General features: G+C 74.2%; 3 pseudogenes. All 3 read left to right on the top strand.

Going from position 1 to position 12789, the window contains the following annotated elements:
- Window positions 1–19 precede the first annotated feature (19 nt).
- Window positions 20–436, top strand: a pseudogene (locus tag AC6F7H_RS00645) (alcohol dehydrogenase catalytic domain-containing protein); the annotation flags it as partial.
- Between the two features lie 108 nt (window positions 437–544).
- A pseudogene (locus tag AC6F7H_RS00640) lies at window positions 545–5710 on the top strand (type I polyketide synthase); the annotation flags it as partial.
- A pseudogene (locus AC6F7H_RS00635) lies at window positions 5696–12787 on the top strand (SDR family NAD(P)-dependent oxidoreductase); the annotation flags it as partial. The pseudogenes AC6F7H_RS00640 and AC6F7H_RS00635, both read left to right, overlap by 15 nt.
- Between the last annotated feature and the right edge of the window lie 2 nt (window positions 12788–12789).

Raw genomic sequence — 12789 nt, 5'->3', positions numbered from 1 at the left:
CAACGCGACACCCCTCGGCATCCCCACGCCCGCCGACGGCGTCGGCGGGACCGCCGTCCACGACGGCGTCGACTGGACCGTCGTCCGCGACGCCGTCGACCGGGGCGAGCACCAACTCGCCCTGCGCGCAAGCGAACTGCGCACGCCACGCCTCGTCCGCCTGCCCGCCCCTGACGGCCTCCCGCTCCCCGCCGACGCACCCGCCTGGCGCCTCGACACCACCGGACCCGGCACCCTGGAGAACCTGGCCCTGGTCCCCGCCGACGCCCCGCCGCTGGAGCCCGACCAGGTCCGCGTGGCCGTCCGCGCGGCAGGCGTCAACTTCCGCGACGTCCTCATCGGCCTGGGCATGTACCCGGAGCCGTCCCCGATGGGCGCCGAAGCGGCCGGCATCGTCGTCGAGGCCGGCCCCGCCGTCACCGACCTGGCCCCCGGCGACCGCGTCTTCGGCCTCGTCCCCGCCGGCCTCGGCAACGTCGCCACCGCCCCGCGCGCCCAGCTCGCCCGCATCCCGCGGGACTGGTCGTTCAGCCAGGCCGCCACCGTGCCCGTCGCCTTCGTCACCGCGTACTACGGACTCGTCGACGTCGCGGGCGCGCGGCCCGGCGAATCTGTCCTCGTCCACGCCGCGACCGGCGGCGTCGGCACCGCCGCCGTCCAGCTCGCCCGCCACCTCGGACTCGACGTGTTCGGCACCGCGAGCCCCGCCAAGTGGGACGCCCTGCGCCGGGCGGGCCTCGACGACGCGCACATCGCGTCCTCCCGTACCACCGACTTCGAAGCCCGCTTCCGGACCGCCACCGGCGGGCGCGGCGTCGACATCGTCCTCAACTCGCTCACCGGCGACATCCTGGACGCCACTCTGCGCCTGCTCGCCCCCGGCGGCCGGCTCGCCGAGATGGGCAAGGCCGACCTGAGGGACCCCGAGCAGGTCGCGGCCGCCCACTCCGGCGTCCGCTACCGCTCCTTCGACCCCTCCGAGGCAGGCCCGCAGCGGCTCGGCGAGATCCTCACCGACATCCTCACCCTGTTCGACAGCGGAGCACTCCAGCTGCCCCCGGCCACGGCCTGGGACATCCGCGACACCGCCGCCGCGTTCCGGCACATCAGCCAGGCCCGCCACATCGGCAAGAACGTCGTCACCGTCCCCGCGGCACCAGACCCCGACGGCACCGTCCTCGTCACCGGCGGCACCGGCACCCTCGGCGGCCTCCTGGCCCGCCACCTCGTCACCGAACACGGCATCCGTCACCTGCTGCTGCTCAGCCGCCGCGGCACCGACACACCGGGCGCCACCGAACTCGTCGCGGACCTCGAACGGCTCGGCGCCCACGCCACCGTCCTGGCCGTCGACGCCGCCGACCGCGCCGCCCTCGGCGCCGCACTCGCCGGCATCCCGGCCGCCCACCCGCTCACCGCCGTGGTCCACGCCGCCGGAGTCGCCGAGGACGGAGTCCTCGAAACACTCGACGCCGCACGGCTGCACGACGTCCTGCGGCCCAAGGTCGACGCCGCCGTCAACCTGCACGAGCTGACCGCCGGACACGACCTGACCGCCTTCGTCCTCTACTCCTCGGTGGCCGCCCAACTCGGACCCGCCGGCCAGGGCGGCTACGCCGCCGCCAACAGCTTCCTGGACGCCCTCGCCCGGCACCGGCGCGCCCACGGGCTGCCCGCCGTGTCACTGGCCTGGGGCCTGTGGGCCGCGGACAGCGGCGTCACCGGGCGGATGACCGACGTCGACCTCGCACGGGCCACCCGCCTCGGCGCACCGCTGCAGGCCGCCCACGGTCTCGCCCTGTTCGACGAGGCGAGCACCACGCACCGCTCGCACATCGTGCCGGCCAACCTGGACACCACGGCCCTGAGGTCCACCGCCGCGCCCGTCCCGCCGATCCTGGCCGCACTGGCCGGACCCGCACGGCGACGGGCGGCCGGCGGCCGCGCCACCGATGCCTCCTTCCTCGCCCAGCGCCTCGCCGCGCTCCAGGGCGACGAGCGCCTCGCCCTGGTCGTCGACGTCATCCGCACCCAGGTCGCCCTGGTCCTCGGCCACGGCTCCGCCGAAGCCGTCGAACCACGCCGCGCCTTCAAGGACCTCGGCTTCGACTCGCTCACCGCCGTCGAACTCCGCAACCGCCTCGCCGCCGAGACCGGCCTGCGGCTGTCGGCCACCCTCGTCTTCGACCACCCGGCACCCGCCACGCTCGCCGACTACCTGCTCGGAGAACTCGTCGGCAGCATGCCCGCCGCGCCGCCGAAGACATCGGCGCAGCCGGCGCCCGCCGACGATCCCATCGCCATCGTCGGCATGAGCTGCCGCTACCCCGGCGACGCGGACAGCGCCGACCGGTTCTGGCAGCTCCTCCTCGGCGGCACCGACGCGATGACCGCCTTCCCCGCCGACCGTGGCTGGGAACAGAGCATCGCCGACGCCCGCTTCGCCCTGCGCGGCGGCTTCCTCGGCACCGCGACCCGGTTCGACGCCGGCTTGTTCGGGATCAGCCCGCACGAGGCCCTGGCGATGGACCCGCAGCAGCGCCTGGCCCTGGAGGCAGTCTGGGAGGCCTTCGAGGACGCGGGCATCGACTCCACGACCCTGTGGGGCAGACCGGCCGGAGTGTTTCTCGGAGCCGGTTCCAGCCACTACGGCGTCAGCGCCGACCTCCCGCCCGAGGCCAGAGGACACGTCGTGTCCGGCTCGGCCACCAGCGTCATCTCCGGCCGCGTCTCCTACACCTTCGGTCTTGAGGGCCCGGCGGTGACGGTGGACACGGCGTGTTCGTCGTCGCTCGTCGCCCTGCACCTGGCCAGCCAGGCGCTGCGCGCGGGGGAGTGCGAACTCGCCGTCGCGGGCGGGGTCACCATCATGACCAGCCCGGACATCTTCACCGAGTTCCAGGTACTGGGCGGCGTGGCCGGCGACGGCCGGTGCAAGGCGTTCTCCTCGGCCGCCGACGGAACCGGCTGGGCCGAAGGAGTCGGCGTCCTCGTGCTGGAGCGGTTGTCGGACGCGGAGCGCAACGGGCACACGATCCTCGCGGTGGTGCGGGGCAGCGCGATCAACCAGGACGGTGCGTCCAACGGCCTGACCGCGCCGAACGGGCCCTCGCAGCAGCGGGTGATCCGCCAGGCGCTGGCCAACGCCCGGCTGACCGGCGCGGACGTGGATGTCGTGGAGGCGCACGGCACCGGTACGCGTCTCGGGGATCCGATCGAGGCGCAGGCGCTGCTGGCGACCTACGGCCAGGACCGTGACGAGGCCGCCGAGCCGCTGTGGCTGGGCTCGGTGAAGTCCAACATCGGTCACACGCAGGCCGCCGCGGGTGTCGCGGGTGTGATCAAGATGGTGATGGCGCTGCGGCACGGGATGCTGCCGGCGACGTTGCACGTGGACGAGCCGTCGGCGGAGGTGGACTGGTCGGCGGGCGCGGTGGAGCTGCTGACCGAGGCGCGGGCCTGGCCCGCGGTGGAGCGTCCGCGGCGTGCGGCGGTGTCCTCGTTCGGCATGTCGGGCACGAACGCGCACGTGATCCTGGAGCAGGCCCCGCAGCCGGAGGCCTCGGTCGCAGAGACCTCTGTTCCGGGTGTGTCGGCGTGGGTGGTGTCGGCGAAGTCCGAGGCCGCGCTGCGGGCGCAGGTGGAGCGGCTGGCCTCGTTCGTCGCGGAGCGTCCCGGGCTGGACCCGGTGGACGTGGGCTGGTCGCTGGCGACGACGCGGGCCGCGCTGGAGCACCGTGCGGTGGTCGTGGGGGAGGGCCGGGAGGAGCTGCTGGCCGGGCTGTCCGTGGCCACCTCGGCCGTTGCGGGTGCCGGTGGTGTGGTGTTCGTGTTCCCGGGTCAGGGCTCGCAGTGGGTGGGCATGGCGCGGGAGTTGTGGGATGCCTCGCCGGTGTTCCGGGAGCGGCTGACCGAGTGCGAGACCGCGCTGGCCCCGTTTGTGGACTGGTCGCTGACCGATGTGCTGCTGCGGGACGGGGACCTGGACCGGGTGGATGTGGTCCAGCCGGTGCTGTGGGCGGTGATGGTCGCCCTGGCGGAGGTGTGGCGTTCGGCGGGTGTGGTGCCGTCCGCGGTGGTGGGGCACTCGCAGGGTGAGATCGCCGCGGCGTGTGTGGCGGGCCGGCTGTCGCTGGAGGACGCGGCGCGGGTGGTGGCGCTGCGCTCGCAGGCCTTGGTGGCGGTGGCCGGGGGCGGGGGCATGGTGTCCGTGGCGGCCGGCCGGGAAGCGGTCGAGGGCCTGCTGCCGGGCACGGTGTCGGTGGCCGCGGTGAACGGTCCGTCCTCCACCGTGGTCTCCGGCGACGCCGAGTCCCTCGACTCGTTCATGGCCGCGTGCGAACGCCAGGGCATCCGCACGCGCCGCGTTCCGGTGGACTACGCGTCGCACTCGCCGGAGATGGACCGGCTCCGGGAGCGGATCCTGGCCGACCTGGCCGACCTGTCCCCGGCCACCGGCACGATTCCGATGATCTCCACCCTGACCGGCGAGAGCGTCGACGGTGGACTGGACGCCCGGTACTGGTTCGACAACCTGCGCTCCACCGTCGAGTTCGAGACCGCGGTCCGTGCCCTCCTCGGACAGGGGATGCGCACCTTCGTCGAGGTCAGCGCCCACCCGGTGCTCACCGTCGGCATCGAGGAGACGATCGACGCGACCGGGGCGGACGCCGTGGTGCTGGGCACCCTGCGACGCGGTGAGGGCGGCATGCACCGCCTCCTGACGTCCCTCGGCGAGGCATGGGCCACCGGCGTGGACGTGAACTGGTCCGCGCTGCTCACCGGCCGCCAGGTCCCGCTCCCCACCTACGCCTTCCAGCACCACCACTACTGGCTCAGCCCCCGCGCCGGCGCAGGGGACGTCGCGGCGGCAGGTCTCGTCGGGGCGGACCACCCGCTGCTGTCCGCTTCGGTCGCACTGGCCGCCGCCGACGACGTGGTGCTCACCGGCCGGCTGTCCCTGCCCGCGCAGCCCTGGCTGGCGGACCACACTCTCCACGGCCGCGTAGTGGTTCCCGGTACCGCCTTCGTCGAACTCGCGCTGCGGGCCGGCCACGAGGCCGGCTGCGGTGACATCCTCGAACTCACCCTTCACGAGCCCCTGTTGCTGTCGGCGACCGGTAGCTCACGTATCCAGGTGCGGATCGGAGCGCCCGGGCCCGACGGCAATCGCGACGTGGCCGTCCACGCCCAGGCGGACACCACCGGCGACGACTGGATCCTGCATGCCGACGGCGTACTCGCCGGTGCCCCGGCCTCCGACGTCCCGGCCGCCGAGGTATTCGACCTCTCCGCGTGGCCGCCGCCGGGGGCGACACCGGTCGACCTGGAAGGGTTCTACCCGGCCCTGGCCGACGCGGGCTACGGCTACGGACCGGCGTTCCAAGGCCTGAGCCGGGCCTGGCGCGACGGAGACGACGCCCTCGCCGAGATACGGCTCCCCGCGTCCGCGGGTGAGGACGCCGACCGCTTCGGCCTGCACCCTGCCCTGCTGGACGCCGCGCTCCACGTACTCGGCGCCGCCGGGCTGGTAGCGGACCCGAGCGCCGTCCCGGTGCCGTTCGCATGGTCCGGGGTGTCGCTCCAGGCCACCGGTGCGACCGTGCTGCGTGTCAGGCTGTCTCCGGCGGGCCCCGACACCGTGTCGCTCCGGATCGCCGACGGCAGGGGTGCGCCTCTGGCACGGGTCCGCTCGTTGACCGTCCGTCCGTGGAACGCCACGGACACCGGGCCCACCGTCGGCGACTCGCTCTTCGCCGTCGAGTGGCAGCCCCTGCCCGCTGCCTACGACACCGCGGCCCCTGGCGGCCCCACGTCCGCCACCGAAGCGCCGTGGCAGGTCGAGGACCTCACCACCGCCGCCTCCGGGTCGGCACACGACTCGGCGGCCGACCGGGCACGTGCCCTGACGGTCCGCGCCCTGGACGTCGTCCAGCAGCGCCTGCGCGCCGAAGGCGAGCAGGCCGCCGCCCCGCTGGTCCTGCTGACCCGCTCCGCGGTGACGACCGGCACGGACGGCGCACCGACCGACCCCGCCGCGGCAGCGGTGTGGGGCCTGGCCCGGACCGCGCAGACCGAGCACCCCGGCCGCTTCGTCCTGCTCGACGTCGAGGCCGGTGCCGACGACCCGTCCGCACCGTCGCCCGACTGGGAGCGGATCGGACGCGCCGTGACCGGCGGCGAAGCCCAACTGGCCGTGCGTGGCGGCGAACTTCTCGTCCCGCGCGTGGTCCGGACGGCACTGGCCGAACGCCGGGCCGCACCGGAGCCCGGAAGCCTGCGGGGCACGGTTCTGATCACCGGCGGGACCGGCGTCCTCGGCGGCCTGGCGGCACGGCGGCTGGCCGACGACCCCGGCGTCCGGCGGCTCCTGCTGCTCAGCCGGCAGGGCCCCGACGCTCCCGGCGCGGCTGAGCTCGCGGACGCGCTGCGCGACACCGGCGTCACGGTGGACATCGTGGCCTGCGACGTGGCCGACCGCGCCGCCCTGGCGGACGTCCTGGCCACCATCCCGCACGACGCCCCGCTCACCGGCGTGATCCACACGGCCGGGACGCTCGACGACGGCATGGTCGAAGCCCTGACCCCGGAACGCGTCCGGAGCGCACTGCGCTCCAAGGTCGACGGGGCCGTCCACCTCCACGACCTCACCGCCGACACCGACCTCGGCCTCTTCGTCCTCTACTCGTCCGCCGCCGCCACCTTCGGCGCGGCGGGACAGGCCGGCTACGCCGCGGCGAACGCGTTCCTCGACGCCCTGGCCCACCTGCGCCGCGCCGAGGACCGGCCGGGCATCTCCCTCGGCTGGGGCCTCTGGCAGCAGGCGACCGGCATGACCGGCCACCTGGCGGACGCCGAGGCGGCGCGCGCGGCCGAGCTGACCGGCTCGCTGTCCGCCGCGGACGGCATGGCGCTCTTCGACGTGGCCCGCGCCTCCGGCCGCCCGCACCTCCTTCCCCTGCGGCTCAACACCGAGGCGACCGGCGACGGCGACACACCGCCGATGCTCCGCGCCCTGACCCGCCGCCGACTGCGCCGTGCCGCCGACGTGGCCGAAGCCGCCACGTGGACGCGTCGACTGGCCGAACTCCCCGAGGCCGAACGGACCCGGGCCGTACTCGACCTCGTTCGCACCGAGATCGCCGCGGTCCTCGGGCACGCGGGACCGCAGGACGTCGAGCCCGGTCGCCCCTTCAAGGACCTCGGCTTCGACTCCCTCCTCGCCGTCCGCCTGCGCAACCGCCTCCAGGCGGCGACCGGCCTGCGTCTGCCGGCCACGCTCGTGTTCGACCACCCCACCGCACTCGCCCTCGCCGACCACCTTCGCGGCCAGGTCACCGGAACCCGGCCCGACACCGTGTCGCCGACCGCCGTCGCCACCTCCGACGAGCCGATCGCGATCGTGGGCATGGCCTGCCGCCTCCCAGGGGGGATCTCCTCCGCGGACGAGCTGTGGGAACTGGTGGCCGGCACCGGTGACGCCATGTCCCCGTTCCCGGCGGACCGGGGCTGGGCCGAAGCCCTGCGCGGCGCGCCGTTCGCACCCGTCGGCGGGTTCGTCCACGACGCGGACCGGTTCGACGCCGACCTCTTCGGCATCTCCCCGCGCGAGGCCCTGGCCATGGACCCCCAGCAGCGGCTGCTGCTGGAAACCGCCTGGGAGACATTCGAGTCGGCGGGCATCGATCCGACGTCCCTGCGCGGCAGCGCCACCGGCATCTACGCGGGCGTGATGTACCACGACTACGCCGCGAGCATGGGCCGCGTTCCGGAAGGCGTCGAGGCCTTCCTCGGCACCGGAAACGCCGGCAGTGTCCTCTCCGGCCGAGTGGCGTACGCCTTCGGCCTCGAAGGACCGGCGATCACGGTCGACACCGCGTGCTCCTCGTCCCTGGTCGCCCTGCACTCGGCGGTCCAGGCACTGCGCTCCGGCGAATGCTCGCTGGCCCTCGCCGGCGGTGTGACGGTCCTGGCGACGCCCGGCATCTTCACCGAGTTCGACCGGCAGGGCAACCTCGCTTCGGACGGCCGCTGCAAGTCCTTCGCGGGAGCAGCCGACGGCACGGGCATGTCCGAGGGTGTGGGCCTGCTGCTGGTGGAGCGGTTGTCGGACGCGGAGCGCCATGGGCACCAGGTGCTGGCGGTGGTGCGGGGCAGTGCGGTGAACCAGGACGGTGCGTCGAACGGTCTGACGGCGCCGAACGGTCCGTCGCAGCAGCGGGTGATCCGTCAGGCGTTGGCGAATGCGCGCGTGGCGGCGGCGGATGTCGATGTCGTCGAGGCGCACGGGACGGGTACGCGTCTCGGGGATCCGATCGAGGCGCAGGCACTGCTGGCCACGTACGGCCAGGAGCGCGGCGAGGCCGGCGAGCCGTTGTGGCTGGGCTCGGTGAAGTCGAACATCGGTCACACGCAGGCGGCCGCGGGTGTCGCGGGCCTGATCAAGATGGTCATGGCGATGCGGCACGGCGTCCTGCCGGCGACGCTGCACGTGGATGAGCCGTCGCCGCAGGTGGACTGGTCGGCAGGTGCGGTGGAACTGCTGACCGAGGCGCGTCCGTGGCCGGTGGCGGACCGTCCGCGCCGCGCGGGCGTCTCGTCGTTCGGCATCAGCGGCACCAACGCGCACGTCATCCTGGAGGCGCCTCCCGCCGCACGGGCCGTCGAGGCGCCGCGGGTGCGTGCCGCGTTCCCTGCTCCGGTGCCGTGGGTGGTGTCGGCGAAGTCCGAGCCCGCGCTGCGGGCGCAGGTGGAGCGGCTGACGTCGTTCGTCGCGGAGCGCCCCACCCTGGATCCGGTGGACGTCGGCTGGTCGCTGGCGACGACCCGGGCCGCGCTGGAGCACCGAGCGGTGCTCGCCTCCGGCGGGGATGTGCTGGCCGCCGGCACGGCCGCTGAGGGCCGGACCGCGTTCCTGTTCACCGGCCAGGGCTCGCAGCGGGCGGGCATGGGGCTGGAACTCCATGAGGCTTTCCCGGTGTTCGCGGAGGCGTTCGACGCGGTGTGCGCCCGGCTGGACGTCCGGCTGGAGCGCCCGCTGCGGGAGGTCCTCGCCGACGGCGTCGACCTCGACCGGACCGGCTGGGCGCAGGCGGGGCTGTTCGCCCTCGAGGTGGCGCTGTTCCGGCTGGTGGAGTCCTGGGGGGTGACCCCGGACGTGCTGCTGGGCCACTCGCTGGGTGAGATCAGCGCGGCGCATGTCGCCGGGATCCTGGACCTGGACGACGCGTGTGTGCTGGTGGCGGAGCGGGGCCGGCTGATGCAGGCGCTGCCCGCGGGCGGCGGCATGCTCGCCGTGCAGGCGACCGAGGCCGACGTCGCCGGCTCCGGCCTGGACGTCGCGGCCGTCAACGGCCCGAACTCCGTCGTCCTGTCGGGCGCGGTCGAGGCTGTCGAGCGGTATGCCGCGGAGTGCGCCGAGCGTGGCCTGCGGTGCACCGTCCTGTCGGTGTCGCATGCGTTCCACTCGGCGCTGATGGAGCCGATGCTGGACGAGTTCGCGACGGTCCTGAACGGCCTGACGTTCCGTGCCCCCCGTATCCCGGTGGTCTCCAACCTGACCGGAGCCGTCGCCGAACCCGGCGCCATGCAGCAGCCGGCGTACTGGCTGCACCAGGTCCGTGGCACGGTCCGCTTCGCCGAGGGCGTCACCGCCCTCGCGGCCATGGGCGTGACCCGCTGCCTGGAACTCGGCCCGGACGGTGTGCTGTCGGGCATGGCCCAGACCGGCGCCGAGGACATGCTCTGCGCCCCCGTCCTGCGCAAGGACCGCGACGAGAGCGACACCGTCCTGACCGCCGTGAGTCGTCTGTGGACCTCTGGGGCCGAGGTCGGCTGGCGCGCGGTGTTCGCCGGCTGGGGCGGCCGGACGGTCGATCTGCCGACGTACGCCTTCCAGCGCGAGCGGTACTGGCCGCAGCCGTCGGCGACGTTGGCCGCCGGCGACGGCCTGGACTCGGCGTTCTGGGATGCGGTGGAGCGGGAGGACCTGTCCGAGCTTGCGGGTCTGGAGTCGGCGTTGCCGGCGTTGTCCGCGTGGCGTCGGCGTCATCAGGAGCGTTCCACGGTCGACTCGTGGCGTTACCGGGTGATGTGGCGGCCGCTGGACGGTCTGCCGTCGTCGTCGCAGGCGCTGTCCGGGGTGTGGGCGGTCGTCGGCACCGAGGACCCGGAGGTGTCCGCGGCCCTGTCGGCGGCGGGCGCGTCGGTGGTGGGTGTTCCGGTGGAGGAGGTCTTGGGTCTGCCGGGCCTGGCGGGTGTGGTCCTGGTCGCCTCGGGTGTGGCGGAGACGCTGTCGGTGGTGCAGGGGCTGGCCGGGGTGGATGCGCCGTTGTGGGTGCTGACCCGGGGTGCGGTGTCGGTGGGTGGTTCGGACCGGTTGGGTGATCCGGGTCTGGCGGCGGTATGGGGTCTGGGCCGGGTCGCGGCGCTGGAGATCCCGGGCCGCTGGGGCGGCCTGGTGGACCTGCCCGAGGTCCTGGACGCGCGGGCGGGCGCCCGCCTCGCGGGCATCCTGGCGGCACCTGGTGGTGAGGATCAGGTCGCGGTCCGTGGGTCGGGGGTGTTCGGGCGTCGTCTGGTGCGTGCGGTGCCTGCCGCGCCGGAAGACACGTCGTGGAGCCCGGACCCGTCGGGGACGGTGCTGGTCACGGGTGGTACGGGTGCGTTGGGTGCCGAGGTCGCGCGGTGGCTGGCGGGCCGGGGTGTGCCGCATCTGCTGCTGACCAGCCGTGGCGGTGTGGCGCCGGAGGGTCTGGTCGACGAGCTCGCGGGGCTGGGCGCGCGGGTGACGGTGGCTGCGTGCGATGTGGCCGACCGGGAGGCACTGGCGGCGGTCGTCGCGGGCGTGCCGGACGATGTGCCGCTGACGGGCGTGGTCCACGCGGCGGGTGTGTTGGACGACGGGTTGCTGGAGGGCCTGTCGCTGGAGCGTCTGGCGTCGGTGATGGCGCCGAAGGTGGACGGTCTGGTCAACCTGGACGCGGTGACGGCGGGGCTGCCCGTCGAGTGGCTGGTGGTGTTCTCCTCGCTCGCGGGCTCGGTGGGCAGTGCCGGTCAGGGCAACTATGCGGCGGCGAACGCGTGTGTGGACGCGTGGGTGGAGTGGCGTCGCGGTCGTGGGTTGCCGGCGGTGTCGGTGGCGTGGGGTCCGTGGGCCGAGGAGGGCATGGCCGCGGATGGTGTGGTGGTGGAGCGGCTGCGGCGTGGCGGGGTCCGCCCGCTGGACGCGGAGCTCGCGCTGCGCGTGCTCGGCGAGGCGATCCGGTCCGGTGACGCGGATGTGACGGTGGCGGATGTGGACTGGGAGCGGTTCGTTCCGGTGTTCACGTCGGCGCGTGCGAGCCGTCTGCTGGCGGACCTCCCGGAAGCGGCCAAGGTGTCGTCGGTGTCGTTGGGCGAGGCAGCCGCATCGGGCCTGCGGGAACAACTTGCGACGGTTCCGGCGGGGCAGCGGCAACAGATGCTGCTGGACCTGGTGCGGGGGCAGGCCGCCGTCGTGCTCGGACATGCCGGGGTGCAGGCGGTGGAGCCGGGCCGGGCGTTCCGGGAACTGGGCTTCGACTCCCTGATGGCGGTCGAACTGCGCAACCTGCTCTCCGCGCGGACCGGGCTGCGTCTGCCCGCCACCCTCGTCTTCGACCACCCGGCACCGTCGGTCCTGGCCGACCACCTGTCGGCCGAACTGGCCGGTGACGGCGTCGGTATCGCGACGGCGACCGAGACGGCGGCCCTGGCGCTCACGCCGGTGGACGAACCACTCGCGATCGTGGGCATGGCATGCCGCTTCCCGGGCGGAGTCACCTCGCCCGCCCAATTGTGGGACCTCGTCGCCGACGGAGTCGACGGCATGTCGCCGTTCCCGGCCGACCGCGGCTGGCCCGCCGACACACCCGGCGGCGTAGGCGCGTTCGTTGCCGACGCAGACCGGTTCGATGCCGCGTTGTTCGGGATCTCGCCGCGTGAGGCGTTGTCGATGGACCCGCAGCAGCGGTTGCTGCTGGAGGCGGCCTGGGAGGCGTTCGAGTCGGCGGGCATGGATCCGCGGTCGCAGCGCGGCCGCAGTGTGGGCGTCTTCGCCGGCACCAACGGCCAGGACTACGGGCAGGTCCTCGCGGCGTCGCTGGATGCCGGTGACGGGCACGCGGTGGTGGGGAACGCGGCGGCGGTGCTGTCGGGACGGGTCTCGTACGCCTTCGGGCTGGAGGGTCCGGCGGTGACGGTGGACACGGCGTGTTCGTCGTCGCTGGTCGCGCTGCACTGGGCAGGGCAGGCACTGCGGGCCGGTGAGTGCGAACTCGCGTTGGCCGGTGGTGTGACGGTGATGTCCACCCCGGCTGCGTATGTGGAGTTCGACCGGCAGGACGGCCTGGCGTCGGACGGCCGGTGCAAGGCGTTCGCGGCAGGGGCCGACGGCACGGGCTGGGGCGAGGGCGTCGGTCTGCTGCTGGTGGAGCGGCTGTCGGATGCCGAGCGCCATGGGCACCAGGTGCTGGCGGTGGTGCGGGGTACTGCCGTCAATCAGGACGGTGCGTCGAACGGTCTGACGGCGCCGAACGGTCCGTCGCAGCAGCGGGTGATCCGTCAGGCGTTGGCGAATGCGCGCGTGGCGGCGGCGGATGTCGATGTCGTCGAGGCGCACGGGACGGGTACGCGTCTCGGGGATCCGATCGAGGCGCAGGCACTGCTGGCGACCTACGGTCAGGAGCGCGGCGAGGCCGGCGAGCCGTTGTGGCTGGGCTCGGTGAAGTCGAACATCGGTCACACGCAGGCGGCCGCGGGTGTCGCGGG

Source organism: Streptomyces sp. MMS24-W38 (genome assembly GCF_059889265.1).
The sequence above is the reverse complement of the archived record's forward strand: the minus strand, read 5'-3'. Positions and strand labels throughout refer to the sequence as shown.